Origin of the sequence: Zhongshania marina, from assembly GCF_002915595.1 — a bacterium.
Classification (GTDB): Bacteria; Pseudomonadota; Gammaproteobacteria; order Pseudomonadales; family Spongiibacteraceae; genus Spongiibacter; species Spongiibacter marinus_B.
Genome location: NZ_PQGG01000002.1, coordinates 1 through 16,914, shown reverse-complemented (window position 1 = coordinate 16,914; position 16,914 = coordinate 1). Strand labels below are relative to the sequence as shown.

Sequence of the window (16,914 nt, the reverse complement as noted above, 5' to 3'; positions counted from 1 at the left end):
TCGCCGCTAAGTTCCTGCTTGCGAAAGAAGATGACGCTGAGGTGGGCTTTGTATTTGTTTGAAAGGGGATTTGAATGTCGAATTATGTGCTGTGGTTGATTCTGGCTGCATTTATTATTGCTGTGTTAGCCGCTGTTGCAGGGAATTTGCTATGGCGTTTGCGTTTGCAAACACAGGCCGAGAAAGCGGCTTTACAGCAGGCAGAACAGGAGTCCTTGGCGGAACAAATTGATGCGCAGCAGGGTATAGAAGTTTTGGCGCGCTGTTATTTGGGAGGGCAAGTAGGTGGTAGTGAATTGGCCTTGCGTATTGCGGTATTAGCAGAGACCGCGAGACGAGATAGAAATTATCTAAAGGACACGGCGGTATTTAGTGAGATGGCCGCCGCGTTGGCCCACATTCCAACGCATCAGGCTTGGAAAAGTTTATCGGCCGAGCAGCGTGCAAAATACAGCACCGAAATGGCCTTGCTGGAAGGGAAGTACAGCGAGCAAATACGAGCGGCGGCCACAGCCATAGTAGAGTAGGCGCGGCGCTATTTTTTCTTGATTGGACGCTGCACCAAGCTACTTAAACCATCAACCATGTCTTGCTGGAATTGCAGTTGCGCTTCGAGCTGCTCCGGTAAGAGCGGGTCTACACCAAAGATGGATTTGTGCAGCGGCGCTAGGGTGACGTAGCCCAGTATCATGCAGTGGAAGGCCATTGCGGTGGGCACATTAATCCACTCTTTGTCGGGGTTGCTGGCGGGGTCACTGATGGTGGAAAAAAACTTTCGATACCAGCGGTCACTCAGTAGATCCAGCGTTTCATCTCTGGCGAGGGTGGCATGCTGAACAATTCTGGCGGTGTTGGGCTTGTTCGCCAGCAGCGACATTACTTGATGGATTTGCTGACGGGTTTCTGCAAAATCTGCGTCGGCAGCCATGCCGCGGGTAGCCTCTGCTAGGGGCTCAAACAAGCGCTGGCAGACCTGCTCGTAGATGTCGAGCTTATTGCTAAAGTGCTTGTAGATACCAGGGCTGCTAATGCCGACCAGCGCCGCAATTTCACTTACCGACGTGGCACCAAAACCTTGCTGGGCGAAGAGGTCTTCGGCGATATCAAGAATGCGCTCTTTGGTATTGCGGCGGTTAGCCATAGTGTTGTTCCTGTTTCTCTATTTTTGTCATTCTGTCGTTATTCATTTTTGCTCTGCTTTTTCGCTAGTGCGATCTTAGCATCCAAATTAATATTGAAGCGCTGATCACGCTGACAAGCAAGAGTGCCAAGGCCTGCCATCGGTAGCGGCGGCTGAGCGACTCGGGTTCTGAGCTGGCAATAATATAGGGTTGTCTGCGGCTGGGCGAATAGCTGATGGTGTGTACTGGGTTAATTGGCCCCGCCGCGCGCTGTTGGCGCTCTGCCTTACGTAATGCCTCGGCTCTTACTAGCTCCCATTCCTGCAGGTCAATTTCTCCATCGCCATTGCGGTCAAAGCGGTCAGTAAGTTTATCGTAATCTTGCTTCCATTCCGTAAGAATTTTAGTCATTTCAGCGTCGCGCACAGCGGTGGGGCTGGGTGGGTGACGGGTTTCAAAGAGACCAATGACATAAAGCAGGTCGTCGGCGCAGAGCAATTCTTCAGTATATCGATAACGTTGGCCAAATAGTCTAATGCCGCTTGTTTTACTGGGGTGACGCGAGTTGCCCTGCCAGCTTCGTTTGCGGATCGTGCTTACCTCGGCGCGATTGGGCATGACATAGCAGTCACCACTGCCGTCGTTAATGATAAACGCCTGCTCACTGGTTTTACTCTCAATACTTCGCCAGCTGCTGTTTTTGCCTGAGGACTCATAGCGTTCAATTTTGTAGCGATACCACAGACAGGGGGTTTGACTTAGCCCGCTTAACAACAATTGTTCGGGGCCGGCTTTGGCAAAGCCGACGAGTTCGACATAACCTTGATGGGCCGAGCGAATTTTAGAGGTGGGGGTGTCTTCAATGACCCTCGCGGTTTTCAGGCGGCTAATGCTACCTACCGCGCTGACGAGGGAGATGAGGGCGCAAATCGCTAGGGCAAAATAATCGGTTTCCATTTAGCTAAACAGTGATTTCACATCAACGTCGCTAAGCTCTTCTTTTTTGAATTGCAGTAAGTCAAAGGCTCCGAACTTAAACCAGCGGGCGATAATGACATCTGGAAACTGCTCTATGCGGACATTGTTATTGTTAACCGCCTCGTTGTAGACCTCGCGGCGGTCAGCGATGGCGTTTTCAAGTGCAGATATGCGCTCCTGCAATGTTGTGAAGGTGCGATCTGCTTTGAGTTCTGGGTAATTTTCTGCCAGCGCAAAGAGCTGTCCCATTGACGCCCGCAATCCGGTTTCGGCGGCACCTAGGGCCTTCATATCATGAGTCGATTGGGCATCTGCCACATGCTGTCTTGCGGCAATTACCTTGGTGAGGGTGTCTTGCTCGTGGCGCATATATTGTTTGCAGGTTTCTATAAGTTTGGGCAGTTCGTCGTGGCGCTGTTTTAACAGAACGTCAATATTGGCAAGGTGTTTGGCGACATTGTGTTTGAGGTTGACGAGGCCGTTGTAAAGCATCACGACATAGGCAATGGCGAAGACGAGGAGGCAGAGGCTAATAATTAATCCAATTTCCATGACAGAGTCCTTTTCCGTGTACTGTGCGGCGTCGTTAAAATACCTTGAGGCAGAGTAAAAAGCGAATTAGTCGGCTATGGCCGCCGTATCAAAGCGAATATGCATATTTTTGATGCCGTTAACGAAGTATGAGCGGGTATAGGCAATATTGTCTTGTAGGCGCGGATTGCGCAGCCGTGGAATGATCTCCTCGAACATAACTTGCAATTCTAGCCGCGCTAAATGGGAGCCAATACAAAAATGTTGGCCGATACCGAAGGAGCGAATTTGCTGGCCCAATTTGGGCATGCGCTCACTGCGGCGCACGTCAAAGCTCATGGCGTCATCACCGAATACGGCTTCTGAATGATTCACTGCGTGGTAGTGCAATATAATTTTGTCACCAGCTGCAATTTGCTGGCCGCCTAGTTCAATATCTTCCGTCGCGGTGCGGCGCATTTGAATAAACGCGGTGTTGTAACGCAGGATTTCGTCAATTGCGGCGGTAATTTTGTCGGGGTGTTGAACAAGGTATTCAAGTTGCTCGGGGTGTTCCATCAGCAAACGCATGCCATGGGAAATAACCGTTCGGGTAGACTCATTGCCGCCAACGAGGATAAGAATAAACATCCAAGCAAAGTCTTCTTCGGAAATAGCTTGCCCGTCTACCTCGGCGTCTAGCAGCGCACTGGTGATATTGTTCATGGGCGTTTCGCGATGCAAGGCAGCTAGTTTGAGGGCGTAATTAATACATTCACCGGCGGCAATTTGGCCGGCTTCCACGCTGACCGCCATATCGGGGTCGTCGGCAAACATCATGGTGTTAGTCCACTCAAAGAATTGTTTGCGATCTTCGATTGGCACGCCGAGCAATTCTAATATTGCGACTAGGGGGAGTTCTGCCGCGACCTCTTCGACGAATTCGCATTCGCCACGATCAACAACACGGTCGAGAATCCGTTTGGCATGGGCGCGAAACGCCGGCTCGTAGGAGTTTACCCGCTTGGGGGTGAAGGCTTCGCGGACGATTCGCCGCACTTTCTGATGGCGGGGTGGGTCCATATTGATAATGGTGTGACAGTGAATAAAGTCAACTTCGTCCTGCGGGAACTCCATGGGAAACGCGGTGCGTTTTGCAGAGGAAAATAAGCCTGGGTTTTTACTGACAAAATCGAGTTCTGCTTGGCCGACAACTGCCCAATAGGGGACGCTGGTAATAGGGTCGTCAATTTTAACCACCGACCCCTGTTGGCGTATGGCTTTGAGTGCCTCGTAGGGCATTCCCTGCGCATAGGTGTCTGGATTTAGTAGATTGGCGAAGGGGCATTGTGACATAGCTAGATAAACTCAGTAGTCAGGAGTGTTGCCGGCATGGGCTGTAATCACAGCCCAGATTATGGATCGCGATAAACTTAGTTTCTTGTCCAGTCGGGGGCGGGCAAGCCCATATTTTCTAAAAACACCGGATTAAATAGCTTGCTTTTATAGCGGTCGCCGTAATCGCATAGAATGGTCACAATGGTGTGGCCGGGGCCGAGTTTGCGAGCCAAACGAACTGCACCGGCAATATTAATGGCCGATGAGCCGCCTAAACATAGGCCTTCATGACGAAGAATATCGAATATATAAGGCAGTGCTTCGGCATCGCTAATTTCAAAGGCTTCGTCAACGGATGCGCGGCGCAAATTGTCGGTGACGAGGCTGATACCAATTCCCTCGGCAATGGAGCGACCTTCGCCGCGTAGCTCGCCATTGGTGAAGTAATTGTATAGCGAGGAGCCCATAGGGTCGGCAATGCCGATGGTCACGTCGGGTTTGTGTGCTTTGAGTGCGCGGCTTACTCCGGCGAGGGTGCCGCCGGTTCCCACTGCACAGATAAAGCCATCTATACTGCCGCCGGTTTGCTCCCAAATTTCTTGGCCGGTGGTGGTTTCGTGTATATCGCAATTGGCGACATTATCAAATTGGCGAGCCCATATTGCGCCATTTGGCTCGGTTTCGTTAAGGCTTTCAGCTAAACGGCGGGCGGTGTGAATATAGTGGTTGGGGTCGCTGTAGCTGGTGGCGGTAACTAGGCGCAGATCGGCGCCGTATAAATCGAGTAGTTCAATTTTTTCGCGGCTTTGGCTGTGAGGCATGACAACCACGCTGCGATAGCCCAGTGCATTAGCGATTAGCGTTAGGCCAATACCTGTATTCCCTGCGGTGCCTTCAACAATCGTCCCGCCGGGTTTTAATGTACCCTTTTTTTCGGCATCGCGAATAATGCCTAGCGCGGTGCGATCCTTTACGGAGCCGCCGGGATTGAGAAACTCTGCCTTACCAAGAATGGTGCAGCCGGTAAGCTCGGATACTTGCTTTAAGTGAAGCAAGGGAGTGTTGCCGATGAGGTCTGGCATTGATTTAGCACTGGGCAAAAGCATGTTTTTCTCCGTATTTTTCAGTCTTAATGGTATAGCTGGGAGCGGGTAGCAGCAATGCTAATTATTCGTCTTGTCTGTGCTAATCTTACTTATTGCGTGTAACAGCGCGTTGGTTTACGGGTCTATTGGCTGGTAAGTCACTAAATAAAAAGGCCGCAGCCTGATATGCAGAGCGCGGTGAGAGGCGTTTATGCTTAAAGTTGTGGTTCGGGTTTTGGTGTGTGCGGTATTTTTTTTCGGCGGTATTGCGCACTTTGTGGTCACTGCCGATTTTGTTGGCATAGTGCCACCCTTTTTGCCTTGGCCAAAAGTTATTGTTTGGGCGACCGGAATAATAGAGTTTTTACTGGTAATCGGCATATTGTCACCGAGTTTGCGATCAATCACCGGAAAGTTGGCGGCACTGTATTGTTTGCTCGTGCTACCGGCTAATATCTATCAGGCCGTCAGTGATGTGCCAATATTTGGCGGGCCAGTTGCTCCAGAGTTGCTATGGTTACGTATTCCGCTGCAATTTGTCTTGATTGCCGCTATTTTATGGTCTACCAGCGAAAATAATCAGAAGTTGATCCACACGTCGACAGATAGCGTATAGGGTCCGAATGAAGGGGTTTATCAATGGCAGATAATGCCGTCGAGCAGGAACGCAATGGCGAGTTTTGGGCTGGTTGTATGGCCCGCGTTGCAGAAAATCGCGATAAAGATAGTTTTATGTTGTTGTTTGACCATTTTTCGCCCCGTGTGAATGCCTATTTATTGGGGCAGGGAGCGGCGTCGTCAATTGCGGAGGACCTCGCTCAGGAGGCCTTACTCGCATTATGGAATAAGGCGCATTTGTACAATGCCGAAAAGGCGGCAGTGAGCACCTGGTTATTTCGGGTGGCGAGAAATCTATGGATAGATAAATTACGTAAGCAGCGCGGTATAGCGTATGAGTCAGATGAAAATTTAGAGGAGACCGTTGACGCGGATGTTCGTCTAAATGTTGACGGTGAGCGACTAAAGGCGGTTTTAGATACGCTGCCAGTGAATCAGGCTCAGGTTGTTTATAAATCGTATTATGAAGGCAAAAGCCACAGTGAAATTGCCGAAGAAACTGGAATGCCCCTCGGTAGTGTGAAGTCGAGTTTACGACTGGCGATAAAAGCATTTCGTCAGTATTTTGGAGAAAATGGCTTATGAGCCGGATTGAGCACCATCCCAATGAAGACACCTTGCTAAGCTACGCGGCGGGCTCGCTGCCGGCTGCCTTGGCCTTGGTAGTGGGATGCCATATACAGTTTTGCCCGCATTGTCGTTCGCAGGTGCGTGCTGGTGAAAGTTTGGGCGGTGAGCTGATGTCGGCGCTCACTCCCAAAGCGTTGTCTAATAGAGCACGGGAAAATGTGTTAGAACGCTTGGCTTTGCAGGAATCGCAGAGTGCGGCGCCTGAGGCTGTTGGTTCGCTTAAAACAGCAGAGGCTAATTCTGCACAGGATACCATGCCGTCTTTATTGCGGAATATGTTGAAGGAAGCGGATTTTGATGCGCTGCCGTGGAAGAAAACGATTGCGCCAGGGCTAAAGCAAATTGTATTGGATTGTGGCGAAGGGCAAGCGCGTTTGCTGCGAATTGCTGCTGGGCAAAAGATGCCAGTGCACAGTCATCGCGGCAGTGAATTAACGCTGATTTTACGCGGTGGTTACAGTGATAAGCTCGGTCAGTTTAATGCCGGCGATGTGGCGGACTTAGACGGCAGTGTTGAGCACCAACCGGTAGCCGATGATGATATGGATTGTATTTGTTTGGCGGGGATGGATGCGCCGCTAGCCTTTAAGGGCTGGTTAGCTAAATTAATACAGCCCTTTGTTGGAATGTAATATTAGGTTAAAGGTAGTAGTGGTCTTTTATAAGAAGGGCTTGGAAACAAAAAAGGCAGGCGAAGCTGCCTTTTTTATTGCTCTGCGATTAGTACTGATAGATTAGGTCGATGCCGTAGCTTCTTGGGTCGCCCCAAATCACCGTCCGGTCGCTGTGGGGAAGGTTATCTACCGCGGTAATTTCGTACTCCTTGTCAGTTAGGTTCTTACCCCATAGACCGAAGTAGAGGGTGCCGTATTTGCTGACTTGAATTTCGCTAAAGCTAACTCGGCCGTTTATTAAACCGTATTCGCCGAGGTAAACATTTTTAGAGTTGGCACCGCGAATACCACCACGGCGATTATCCATAAAGTTATAGCTTAGGTTTACCGCTAGCTGTCCCCAGTCATACTGGCCTACCGTGTAGTCAGCAGAGGCGGTGTAAGACTGGCTAGGCGCAGAATAAAAACCAAAGCTGTCTGTTAGGTCGTTGCCAAACTCATCAACGGCCTTGGTCACTTCTGCATCAAGAAATGCATAGTTCAGCATTAGCATGAGGTTTTCGCTTGCAAGGTAGGTAATGTCGGTTTCAAAGCCGCGCATTTCGGCTTCGCCGGCGTTAGCTACTTTGGTGTCTGCGACGGTGCCTGCCAAGATAAAGTTGAGCTGAATGTCGGTGTATTCGCTGTAGAAAATATTGGCGTTGATACGTAGGCGGCGATCCATTAGCTCACTTTTAATACCGGCTTCAAAAGACGCTACCCGCTCTTCGTCAAAACCATCTGCAAAGCCGAAACCGTAAACATTGCCGTCGGGCGCTTCTACTGCTGTGTCGTCGCCTTTGCCGGGGGTGCCAGCAGCGAAGCCTGTGCCGCCGCGCTGTGGATCACGAGTGTTAAAGCCGCCTGACTTATAGGCTTGGACAAATTTTCCGTAGACGTTTATATCATCGGTAAGATCAAATTCGCCGATGAAACTAAATGAGGCGTCATCGAAGTCTTTTTTACCGAGTACATTGTCAAAACTACGGTCACCTGGAAGCAGGAAACCCGCCGCTGCGAGTACCGGCGATAGGGCGCTGAGGTCTTCAGTATCAATTGCCATATTCAGGCTGCGTACTTCTAAATAGGTTTTATCAATTTGGTTTTTGAGTGCCTCGCGGGAATCTTCTGAGTAGCGGGCGCCAAATGTTAGGTGCATACGCTTGTCGAAAAGGTTTGGCGTCCAGGTGAACTGACCAAATACTGCTTTCGCTTCGTTTTTGATGTCGTAGCGCTGTGACAGCATATTCACTAGATGCACATCACCTGCGCCGATGAGGACGCCGCCGAGAATTTCACCGAGCACTGGAATGGGGATAATCCCATCACTGATTCGCGCGCTAAATTGATGGTGTAGCGGCGAGTTATTTTCGGTGGCTTCTTCTTCAAAGTAATAGGCGCCTAGGATGTAGTCCAGGCTGTCATCGAATAGTGAGCCGCTGAGTTGAAACTCATGTGAATACTGCTCTTGTGAAATTACGGGTATGACCAAGGGCAGACAGTCTGAGCCAGTTTGTGCGGTTACCGCCGCGCCACAGTATTCGTGTGAGTCAACGCGGTACTCCTCAGAGCCGAGACCGCCCCCTAAATCTGCGTAAGATGCATCTCTAAGTTCACGGAAGGCGCCGATATATTTGAATTGTACGTTTTGGAAATCTTTGGTCAGAATAAATGAGTGACCTTCGATTTCCGTGGTTGAAGCTTCAAATTTTCTGGCAGTTGCCATGCTGCTAAAGCGGCTTCTGCTATGTTTGGACTCGCTTACGGCAAACTCGCGAATAGGTTCCGCTTGCCCCTTGTTTTGTATCGCCGGATTAATCGACTGGTACATGGAGTTGTAGTACTCGAAGTCGGAATTATCGTAGGCATAATCTAGTGACATGCTATCGCTGATGTCCCAGCGCAAATCGATGCGATAGCCTTCAACCTCTCGGTCACCAAAGTCGCCGCCGGGGCCAGTGTTTTCGATAAAGCCGTCAGATCTGGTGCTGAGATAGGCTACTTTTGCTGCAAGGGTATCTGCTAAAGGAATATTGGCGGAGGTTTTCGATGTAAATAGACCGCGATTACCGACAGTGAATTTTTGTTTTAATTCGAAAGCGTCGGTAGTCGGCCGCTTTGTGACGAGGTTGATCGCGCCGCCGGTAGTATTGCGGCCATACAAAGTGCCCTGTGGTCCACGTAGAACCTCGATCCGTTGCAGCTCTGCAACATCGAGGGCCGTGCCGGTAGAGCGGGCAATATACACACCATCTACATAGATGCCGACTGGTGGGTCTTGGGTAACCTGTACATCAGAAAGGCCGATACCGCGAATAAAGATTCGCAGCGTGGCATTATTAATTGGGAATGGCTCAATCGTTAAGCTGGGCACTTTTGAGCCGATATCATTGAGGCTATTTATACCGTCAATTTCTAAGCGTTCTTCGCCAAAGGCGGTCAGCGATATGGGAGTGTCTTGCAGTGATTCCGCCTTTTTCTGGGCGGTAACAATCACCTCCTCTAGGGCGTAGCCTGATTTTTTAACCTCGGTCTGAGAAAAAACTGGGCTGCTCATTGAAACGGTGAAAGCACACAGTCCTGAGACTATAGGAGTTAATTTTTTCACTTAGGCGCTCCGTGTAGGATCGTTATTGTTATTAATGCGTTGCATTAGTTAAAACATATTAACTACTAAAAGACAATGCAGGCATAATCCGCTTGAATTAGTTTGGGCTGAATGTCTTTACAGCGTCTCGTTGTGAGCGGGTTCAATGTTTGTTAACTTTTGTTAATATTTGTTATGCGTTAAATTTATGGCTATATTTTTTGTATAGATGATGAATATAGTTCATATATTTTGGTAATGCGCGATTTTGTGCTTATTTTTATGTCAATTTTTATAGGTGCTTATTTGAGCCAAATTTACATTGGGTGCAAGGGGCGAGCCAATACTTCCGCGATAATCCGATAGACCTTGGCGTTTGCGGTGAAGCCGATATGGCTTGAATTGACGGCGATATTCTCGGTATTTTTGGTGCTCAATTTGGCAATTTGCGGTGACACAATTCCGTCTATCGGGCTATATATGACGGTGGTGGGTACTTCGCGCTGGCCGTTATTGGTGTGAGCCCATGCTTCGGTGTTTTGTGATGCGTCAGATTGCTTGCCGCGATTTAGGCATTTTAAAATTTTCCATGCGCTTGTTCCTCTTGGGTCACCATAGGGTGTACCTAGGGTGATGACTTGGCGAATGGCGTCTGGACGGCTTTGGGCGAGCAAATTGGCGTAATTACCCCCTAGGCTCCAGCCAATAAGGCTGATTTTTTGCTGTGTGCTTTCAAATAGGGTGTCGATTTGCCGGTTGAGCCGTAGTAGTAAATTAGCTTGAAACGCATTCATCTCAGCTAGGCTAGTGATTCGATTTGGTGGCATATTTCGGCCGAGGCCCCAGCCGTAGCTCTGGTAGCCACGACTTTTTAAGAAATATCTCAGGAGAGCCATGCAGCCGTCGGCGCCTCCGTAGCCCGGCAGGGTCATGACAGGGTGCCCGTCACCTTTAGGTGTATTTTGTAAAGTGGCGATCTTGCAGGCAAGCTCGGTGATTTCGATGCCAGCACGCCAAGTTTCACTTAGCGAGAGATGCAGTGGTGGTGGGGTGATAGCGTCCACAGTTTGGCTTCCGTGTTAGGTTTTATTATTTTACGTATTCGATTCATTACGGATTTTGAATCGACCCTATAGTACGGTTATTCTGAACAAATAATGCGATTTCTGCCGGTCTGCTTAGCTGTATACAGAGCTTTGTCGGCACGTTCGAAAAATGCGCTTTGGTTGGCGTCGCGACTGCGATCAAATTCTGCGATGCCAATGCTCACGGTTAATTCTATTTTGAGGTCGTCGTTAAGGATTGTAGGCTGAAATTGAATAGCAGAGCGAATTCGCTCAGCAACGCCCCAGGCCTCATTGCGGTCAGTGGCGGGGAGCAATATGACAAACTCTTCACCGCCGTAGCGCCCAACCTGATCATATTCACGCAGATTAGTATTTAAGATATTTACTACGTGTTTTAAGGCTGCATCACCGCCAGAGTGGCCGAAGGTGTCATTCACTCGTTTGAAGTGATCGATATCTAATACCATCACTGAGAATTTACTACGCTTTCTGGTCGATTCCGCAATGCTATTGGCAAATAGCTCGTCGATCATGCGCCGGTTCCAGCATTGGGTGAGTGCGTCCCGAGAGGCTAATTGGTTGAGGGTTTGCTCTAGGCGGACAATACGGCTACCGGCGGCAATCCGTACTTTTAAGACACGGTGGTCAAAGGGTTTGCTGAGGAAGTCGTCGGCGCCGGCTTCCATCGCTTCAATTATGGCCTCGTTACCTTCTTTGCCGGTCAGCATAAGAATGTAGAAAAATTGACCATCTTCACGCTTGCGTATGGTTTTGCATAAATCTGGCCCACTCATGCCAGGCATTGACCAGTCAATAATAAGTAGGTGAGGAGTGGTTTCGGTAGCAAGTGTTTTAAGAGCTTGGTCGGCGTTTTCCGCAAGCACGGGTACGAATCCCCACTCTTCTACTGCAGCAGAGAGAGCGAAGCGAGTTATTGCGTCGTCGTCGACAATGAGAACGTCCACGGATTTAGATACCTGCCATGCTTTTTAGCTCGTTGACCATTTGCTCAAGTTTCAGTTTTGCTACAGTCCACGCGGCGAACCATTCCGCTAGTGAGCTGCCTTCAGTAGAAGCATTGAGAGCCAAAGACTCTAGCTGTGAGAACTCATCGTAGTAACTTTTACTTGCGAAATTCCCAAGCGCGCTTTTTAAACGGTGCACTGCGTTTGCTAGGGCACTACAGTCATTTTGATTATAAGCTCGCTCAATATTGGCGATCATATCAGGAAGTTCATTTAGAAACAGTTGTGATATAGAGGCAATTAACTTCGTATTGTTCCGAGTCATGTCCTGAACTCGGGCTTCGTCCAGTATCATATCGCCCCTTCATTTTCTACTGCGGTTAATCGATTGCAACTACCAATTCGCATTTTCGCTGCCTAGTTACAAGAATAGTACACGTATCGTAATGAGTGGTAGCTGTTGGTGAAAAATCAAACTCGTCCGCATTTTGTATCAATACTCTCGCCGTCGTTCTTTGATAAGAATTGTAGTACGAGCCCTTGGTTTAGCTACTAAGTGCTGTCGCGCTGAGTAATAATGCGAGGGCAAGAGCGGTAGCAGCCAGTATTCCGATGCTAGCTTGTGTTATGGCAATTGATGCACCCAATAGCACAATATTTGCGATTATAGGGATATTTATATTTATGGCTTTAGCGTTTGTCATTTTATTCTCCGCAGTATTGATAATATCAACAGGCTATTTACGTAAGAATCAAACGACTGGATGTTGAGCAATAGTAGCGCTAAAAAGCGGGCTGTTTGATGCGAAGATGTACTTATTTAACTTGGTAATAGGCCGAATACAAGGCATATGACAGTAGCTGTTGGTCGAGAAATATAGCTTGATTTGTTGGGGTAATTAAATTGGGTGTAATGTATCAAAGTCCAGAATTAATCGCTTTATTGCTTATTGTTGGTTTGATTGCGGGGATTATTAATACCCTAGCAGGAGGCGGATCAAATTTGACCTTGCCGGCGTTGATGCTGATGGGATTGCCCGCCGACGTTGCAAACGCAACAAATCGTGTTGGTGTATTAATGCAATCGGTGACCGCCGCCAAGGACTTTGATAGTCATGGCCAGTTAGCACGTCAAGATCTCTTTGGTATTTTAAAGCCCACGTTACTTGGTTCACTACTGGGTGCAGTCATTGCCGCATTTGCGCCAAGTGAATGGCTTAAACCCGCTTTGTTGCTGGCGATGGTATCGATGGCGTTTATTATTTTGGTTCGCCCTAATGTTGTCGCACCACCGTTAGGGACCCAGGCGCTGTCTATGAAGGAAGCGCCCTATGCGCGTTGGACTCTTTTTCTGGCAGGCGTCTACGGGGGCTTTGTGCAGGCGGGGGTGGGGTTTATTTTAATTGCGGCGCTTGCCGGCAGTTTGCGATATGACCTGGTAAAAACTAATGCGATAAAGATGGTATGCACGGCAGCGCTGACCGTAGCCGCCTTGGCGGTTTTTATCTGGCAGGATTTGGTGGCGTGGGTGCCGGGATTAATTCTGGCAGTGGGTACCATCATTGGTGCAAAAATTGGTGTGCGTATAGCGATAAAAGCCAGCCCTAAAGGCCTTAAATGGTTTTTGTTTGTTATGACGCTTGTCGCTAGTACCGCGGCCTTGTTAAAGGGCTAAGGCTTTTTTGGTTTTTAGTCGTCTACACGACCGCGCAGCGCTTTAATCTTGCCGCGCTGGGATTTGCTGTCCATGCGACGCTTTTGGGACCCTTTTGTGGGTTTGGTGGGGCGTCTGGGTGGCAGAGTTTTAGTGGCATCTTTGATCAGCTCAAGCAGCCTAGACAGGGCATCTTCGCGATTTTTTTCTTGGGTTCTAAACTGCTGGGCTTTAATGATAATGACGCCTTCTTTACTTATTCGCTGATCATTTCGATCCAATAGTCTCTGTTTGTAGAATTCTGGCAGCGAGGATGCGTGGATATCAAAGCGCAGGTGGATGGCTGACGATACCTTATTGACATTTTGCCCGCCTGAGCCCTGAGCGCGAATTGCACTTAGCTCAATTTCGTCGTCGGGGATGGCTACGGACGGCGAGATGCAAAACATGAGTAATCTGCCTTTTAAATAATAGTCTGTAAGTTAATCGCATTGCCTGAGCATTCAATAATACAGTCATGACTATATTGAGAGCGGGCGTCGGCCCAGTATTGTAACAGACGCGACAAGCCCCTTAAAAAAGGGGTATGATTTGGGCTTTCCATCGCTTGAGAATAGTTCGATTCATAGCTGTGTAAACCCTTGTTTATGCTATAGAATCTGTGGTTATTGTTTTGTATCTTAATATTGCGATATTCGATGCTCCCAGCAAGGGAGGCGCAGTACAAGGGTATGTTAGAAACTGGAAGAGGTAGACGCGTGGCAGGGGCAAAAAAATCAGCGAATAACACGACGCCAACAAAAGTGCGGGCAAAGCGTATGTCGCCTGAGGCGCGCCGGCATCAAATTTTAATGTGTGCCGTTGATGTGTTTGCTTCACAGGGTATTGAAAAGGCAACGCATGCGGATATTGCTAAACTTGCTGGTGTTGCCAGTCCCACCGTATTTCATTATTTCCCGACGATTGACGATTTGCAGGAAGCGGTTATTAAGGAAGTGCGCCGGTTTCTGCTGGAAGGCTTTGTTATTGTGAGAACTGACGTTGATGCGCCAGTCCATGTCCGTGTTGAAGATATGTTGTCATCCTTTGCCAAGGCGGTGGATACCGATAAGAACTATGTAACGGTATGGCTGGAGTGGAGCGGTTCGACGAAGGGGCATATTTGGGAGCTCTATAAAGAGTTCTATACCGCAACAACGGTTGCCTTGCGCAAACTATTGCTAGAAGGGCGGGCCGATAATTCAATTAAGGCTAGCTTGCAAGCAGCTGACGCGGCGCGAACTATTTTGGGTATGGCCCATACCATAGCCCATATGCGGTTCTGCGGCGCGACCTCAAAAACCGCGCAGAAAACCATTAATTCTTTTGTAGCAGAGTATATTGCGCCATAGAATCATGATGGCGTTTTGCTTGTTTGTTGAGGGGGCGCGTAGCGGCACGGGTAAAATCGACGTCGCTTTATACCTATAGGGACATAATGATGAAGCAAAGTTTTCGCAGCCGCATATTAAATTTTTTTCTAAAACTGCTTAGACGTCCCATATGGAATTTGGGGCAGCTGAAGGCGCTCAGAGCACGTTTTGCCAAGCTCGATGCGCGGGCAATTGGCAAGGCCGATTTACTGTGCCGTATTAGTCAAATTGACTTGTCGCATTGTCAGGCCGATATTCTGCAACCCTTGGAATTTAGCGACGATCTCATTGGCGCAAAGCATATTCTGTTCTTTCATGGCGGTGCTTACTGTCTGCGCTCGCCTAATACATACCGTGCCATGCTCGCAGGTATTTGTAGTAATTTAGGCGCGATAGGTGTGCTTCCAGATTACCGTTTGGCGCCAGAGCATCCGCACCCTGCGGCGATTGACGATTGCTTTGAAAGTTATAAATCACTTATTGAAAAGGGCGTGCCAGCACATCATATAGCGCTTCTTGGGGATTCCGCCGGCGGTGGTCTGGTACTGTCTATTCTCGATAAAATTCGAGCTGCAGCGCTGCCCATGCCGAGCTCGGCGAGTTTGTTTTCGCCAGCGGGTGATTGGACCCTATCGGGTAGGTCTTTATTTGAGAACGAAGGCCGCGATCCTATGTTTCGCCTTAGTTCCTTTTTGTTTTTTCGCAGTTTATATTTGGCTGGGTATAAGGCTAGTGATCCGGCCGTATCACCGTTACTGGCGCCATTTGATGGCTATCCACCGATGTATTTTACCGCGAGTAGTACCGAGTTACTGCGCGACGTGGCGGTGGAGGGGGCGGAAAAAGCCCGCGCCGCAGGTGTGTCTGTGGAGTTGGATATTTGGCCAGGCCAGTGTCACGATATGCAGATCATCTCCTTTTTGCCAGAAAGTAAAATTGCGCTTAATAAGCTTTGTGAGTTTATCGCCAAGCATTGGTAGTTTGCGCAGGGCTATTGCTAACCCCACGCGGGGCGAGTTAGCGAATACTCGCAAAGCAAGTTCGCACTTCGTTTACAAATAGTTCGGGCTGCTCAAAGGCCGCAAAGTGTCCTCCCTTTTCTAGTTCGTTCCAATGAATTAGGTTTTGATATATACGTTCAGCCCATTGGCGTGCCGGACGGAATAACTCCTTTGGAAATACTGAAATACCGCAGGGAATAGTCATTGCTTCGGCAAAAATACTGTCGAAGCTTTCCCAGTACAGGCGAGCAGATGAGGCGCCGCTATTGGTCAGCCAATACATGCTGATGTCGTCCAACATTTGGTCAAGAGTGAGGGCGTCTTCTGGGCGGCCGTTATTGTCGGTCCAGCGATGGAATTTTTCATATATCCACGCGGCCTGCGCAGCCGGAGAGTCTGCTAGGCCATAACCTAATGACTGTGGCCGTGTTTTTTGGATCATGGCGTAGCCTGAGTCCGAGTCGAAATAATATTTAATATCCGCCAAGGCTTTTTGATCGCGCTCAGTAAGGGTCTCCATGTCTTCGGCTGACGGTTGTGCCAGCGCCATATTAACGTGGATTGCTAGGCATTCGGGTGGCTTGATATAGCCTATCGCACTGGTTACCCCTGACCCCCAGTCCCCGCCTTGCGCGACATATTTTGTATATCCCAATTTTGCCATGAGCGCGATCCAGGCTTTGGCAATACGTTCCAGACCCCAGCCGGTGCATGTTGGCTTTCCTGAAAAGCCGTAGCCGGGAAGTGATGGAATGACGAGATGGAAGGCATCGCTGGCGCTGCCGCCGTGGGCGGTGGGATTGGTGAGTGGTTCGATAACGCGCATAAACTCCAGTATCGATCCGGGCCAGCCGTGGGTCATGATCATAGGCATGGCGTCGTCGTGGGGAGAGAGGATGTGTAGAAAGTGAATGTCTAATCCGTCAATTTCCGTGGTGAACTGCGGATAGCTGTTTAATTCGCGCTCGCAGCGACGCCAGTCATAGCTGTGTTGCCAGTATTCGCAAAGTGCCTGCACTGCATTAAGTGGTGTTCCCTGACTCCAGTCGTCAACGGGTTCAGCATTTGGCCAGCGGGTATTGGCCAGCCTGGCTTTGAGGTCATCAAGCTGCGCTTGCGGAATGTCGATTTTAAAAGGGTTTATTGATTGCTTCATAAATTCCACTCTTTGGCTATCGTAAAAAGTAGCGTCGGCTTTGGTACGCATGCTTAATACCATTTAAACATATCTAGAACCCGTAGTGCATTTAGGAAGGAGGTAAGTTACTCACCCTCATAAAGAGGTTATCATTAGT

At 49.0% G+C, this 16,914-nt stretch carries 18 protein-coding genes; 7 read left to right on the top strand and 11 right to left on the bottom strand.

The annotated features are described in order from the left end of the window. Positions 1-74: 74 nt before the first annotated feature. Entirely contained in the window at positions 75-527 is a 453-nt protein-coding gene (locus C0068_RS00140; RefSeq protein WP_103682466.1) for a DUF2489 domain-containing protein, read from the top strand. 8 nt (positions 528-535) lie between these two features. On the opposite strand, the gene C0068_RS00135 is transcribed toward C0068_RS00140, so the two are convergent. The 5 genes from C0068_RS00135 to C0068_RS00115 all read right to left on the bottom strand — a co-directional run bounded on the left by C0068_RS00135 (position 536) and on the right by C0068_RS00115 (position 5,053). Further along, positions 536-1,141, bottom strand: coding sequence for a TetR/AcrR family transcriptional regulator (locus C0068_RS00135; RefSeq protein WP_103682465.1), 606 nt, complete (start codon positions 1,139-1,141; stop codon positions 536-538). A 64-nt stretch (positions 1,142-1,205) separates the two neighbouring features. Continuing rightward, entirely contained in the window at positions 1,206-2,078 is an 873-nt protein-coding gene (locus tag C0068_RS00130; protein ID WP_103682464.1) for a GIDE domain-containing protein, read from the bottom strand. Beyond that, the gene (locus C0068_RS00125; protein WP_103682463.1) at positions 2,079-2,651 is read right to left on the bottom strand and encodes a LemA family protein; all 573 of its coding nucleotides are present in this window, start codon (positions 2,649-2,651) and stop codon (positions 2,079-2,081) included. It lies immediately after the preceding gene. 66 nt (positions 2,652-2,717) lie between these two features. Then, entirely contained in the window at positions 2,718-3,965 is a 1,248-nt protein-coding gene (locus C0068_RS00120) for a cytochrome P450 (RefSeq protein WP_103682462.1), read from the bottom strand. A 77-nt stretch (positions 3,966-4,042) separates the two neighbouring features. After that, positions 4,043-5,053 (bottom strand): cysteine synthase A, encoded by a 1,011-nt coding sequence (locus tag C0068_RS00115; protein ID WP_103682461.1) that lies wholly within the window; start codon positions 5,051-5,053, stop codon positions 4,043-4,045. A 190-nt stretch (positions 5,054-5,243) separates the two neighbouring features. Here C0068_RS00115 and C0068_RS00110 point away from each other — a divergent pair, with 190 nt between their 5' ends. Genes C0068_RS00110 through C0068_RS00100 form a run of 3 tightly spaced genes read left to right on the top strand, consistent with a single transcriptional unit; the run spans position 5,244 to position 6,912 of the window. Then, positions 5,244-5,648, top strand: a complete 405-nt coding sequence (locus C0068_RS00110; protein ID WP_103682460.1) for a DoxX family protein — start codon at positions 5,244-5,246, stop codon at positions 5,646-5,648. 23 nt (positions 5,649-5,671) lie between these two features. After that, on the top strand, positions 5,672-6,235 hold the full coding sequence (locus tag C0068_RS00105) for a sigma-70 family RNA polymerase sigma factor (protein ID WP_103682459.1): 564 nt from the start codon (positions 5,672-5,674) through the stop codon (positions 6,233-6,235). Further along, positions 6,232-6,912: a ChrR family anti-sigma-E factor gene (locus C0068_RS00100; protein ID WP_103682458.1), complete on the top strand. Its 681-nt coding sequence runs from the start codon at positions 6,232-6,234 to the stop codon at positions 6,910-6,912. Before C0068_RS00105 ends, C0068_RS00100 begins: the two co-directional genes overlap by 4 nt. Before the next feature lie 88 nt (positions 6,913-7,000). On the opposite strand, the gene C0068_RS00095 is transcribed toward C0068_RS00100, so the two are convergent. The 4 genes from C0068_RS00095 to C0068_RS00080 all read right to left on the bottom strand — a co-directional run bounded on the left by C0068_RS00095 (position 7,001) and on the right by C0068_RS00080 (position 11,907). Next, positions 7,001-9,541 carry a TonB-dependent receptor gene (locus tag C0068_RS00095; protein ID WP_103682457.1) on the bottom strand — a complete coding sequence of 847 codons (2,541 nt, stop codon included), beginning with the start codon at positions 9,539-9,541 and terminating at the stop codon, positions 7,001-7,003. 296 nt (positions 9,542-9,837) lie between these two features. Continuing rightward, positions 9,838-10,584, bottom strand: a complete 747-nt coding sequence (locus C0068_RS00090) for an alpha/beta hydrolase family protein (protein ID WP_103682456.1) — start codon at positions 10,582-10,584, stop codon at positions 9,838-9,840. Between the two features lie 77 nt (positions 10,585-10,661). Beyond that, the gene (locus C0068_RS00085; RefSeq protein ID WP_103682455.1) at positions 10,662-11,552 is read right to left on the bottom strand and encodes a diguanylate cyclase; all 891 of its coding nucleotides are present in this window, start codon (positions 11,550-11,552) and stop codon (positions 10,662-10,664) included. Between the two features lie 4 nt (positions 11,553-11,556). Then, positions 11,557-11,907, bottom strand: a complete 351-nt coding sequence (locus tag C0068_RS00080) for an Hpt domain-containing protein (RefSeq protein WP_103682454.1) — start codon at positions 11,905-11,907, stop codon at positions 11,557-11,559. Positions 11,908-12,465: 558 nt separating this feature from the next. On the opposite strand from C0068_RS00080, the gene C0068_RS00075 reads away from it, so the two are divergent. Then, positions 12,466-13,227 carry a sulfite exporter TauE/SafE family protein gene (locus tag C0068_RS00075; RefSeq protein WP_103682453.1) on the top strand — a complete coding sequence of 254 codons (762 nt, stop codon included), beginning with the start codon at positions 12,466-12,468 and terminating at the stop codon, positions 13,225-13,227. A gap of 14 nt (positions 13,228-13,241) precedes the next feature. On the opposite strand, the gene arfB is transcribed toward C0068_RS00075, so the two are convergent. Next, the gene (arfB, locus tag C0068_RS00070; protein ID WP_103682452.1) at positions 13,242-13,655 is read right to left on the bottom strand and encodes an alternative ribosome rescue aminoacyl-tRNA hydrolase ArfB; all 414 of its coding nucleotides are present in this window, start codon (positions 13,653-13,655) and stop codon (positions 13,242-13,244) included. Between the two features lie 309 nt (positions 13,656-13,964). Between arfB and C0068_RS00065 the strand changes: the two genes are divergently transcribed. Both C0068_RS00065 and C0068_RS00060 read left to right on the top strand, forming a co-directional pair. Then, complete coding sequence (locus tag C0068_RS00065; protein ID WP_233208693.1) at positions 13,965-14,597, top strand: TetR/AcrR family transcriptional regulator; 633 nt, start codon at positions 13,965-13,967, stop codon at positions 14,595-14,597. An 86-nt stretch (positions 14,598-14,683) separates the two neighbouring features. Beyond that, positions 14,684-15,598, top strand: a complete 915-nt coding sequence (locus tag C0068_RS00060) for an alpha/beta hydrolase (RefSeq protein WP_103682450.1) — start codon at positions 14,684-14,686, stop codon at positions 15,596-15,598. Between the two features lie 37 nt (positions 15,599-15,635). Here C0068_RS00060 and C0068_RS00055 read toward each other — a convergent pair whose 3' ends face one another. After that, on the bottom strand, positions 15,636-16,775 hold the full coding sequence (locus C0068_RS00055; RefSeq protein ID WP_103682566.1) for an epoxide hydrolase family protein: 1,140 nt from the start codon (positions 16,773-16,775) through the stop codon (positions 15,636-15,638). Positions 16,776-16,914: the final 139 nt, after the last annotated feature.

Excerpts from the sequence above, each read along its gene's own strand:
- C0068_RS00140 (WP_103682466.1), top strand. The coding sequence starts at position 75 with ATGTCGAATTATGTGCTGTGGTTGATTCTGGCTGCATTTATTATTGCT.
- C0068_RS00135 (WP_103682465.1), bottom strand. The coding sequence starts at position 1,141 with ATGGCTAACCGCCGCAATACCAAAGAGCGCATTCTTGATATCGCCGAA.
- C0068_RS00130 (WP_103682464.1), bottom strand. The coding sequence starts at position 2,078 with ATGGAAACCGATTATTTTGCCCTAGCGATTTGCGCCCTCATCTCCCTC.
- C0068_RS00125 (WP_103682463.1), bottom strand. The coding sequence starts at position 2,651 with ATGGAAATTGGATTAATTATTAGCCTCTGCCTCCTCGTCTTCGCCATT.
- C0068_RS00120 (WP_103682462.1), bottom strand. The coding sequence starts at position 3,965 with ATGTCACAATGCCCCTTCGCCAATCTACTAAATCCAGACACCTATGCG.
- C0068_RS00115 (WP_103682461.1), bottom strand. The coding sequence starts at position 5,053 with ATGCTTTTGCCCAGTGCTAAATCAATGCCAGACCTCATCGGCAACACT.
- C0068_RS00110 (WP_103682460.1), top strand. The coding sequence starts at position 5,244 with ATGCTTAAAGTTGTGGTTCGGGTTTTGGTGTGTGCGGTATTTTTTTTC.
- C0068_RS00105 (WP_103682459.1), top strand. The coding sequence starts at position 5,672 with ATGGCAGATAATGCCGTCGAGCAGGAACGCAATGGCGAGTTTTGGGCT.
- C0068_RS00100 (WP_103682458.1), top strand. The coding sequence starts at position 6,232 with ATGAGCCGGATTGAGCACCATCCCAATGAAGACACCTTGCTAAGCTAC.
- C0068_RS00080 (WP_103682454.1), bottom strand. The coding sequence starts at position 11,907 with ATGATACTGGACGAAGCCCGAGTTCAGGACATGACTCGGAACAATACG.
- C0068_RS00075 (WP_103682453.1), top strand. The coding sequence starts at position 12,466 with ATGTATCAAAGTCCAGAATTAATCGCTTTATTGCTTATTGTTGGTTTG.
- arfB (WP_103682452.1), bottom strand. The coding sequence starts at position 13,655 with ATGTTTTGCATCTCGCCGTCCGTAGCCATCCCCGACGACGAAATTGAG.
- C0068_RS00060 (WP_103682450.1), top strand. The coding sequence starts at position 14,684 with ATGATGAAGCAAAGTTTTCGCAGCCGCATATTAAATTTTTTTCTAAAA.
- C0068_RS00055 (WP_103682566.1), bottom strand. The coding sequence starts at position 16,775 with ATGAAGCAATCAATAAACCCTTTTAAAATCGACATTCCGCAAGCGCAG.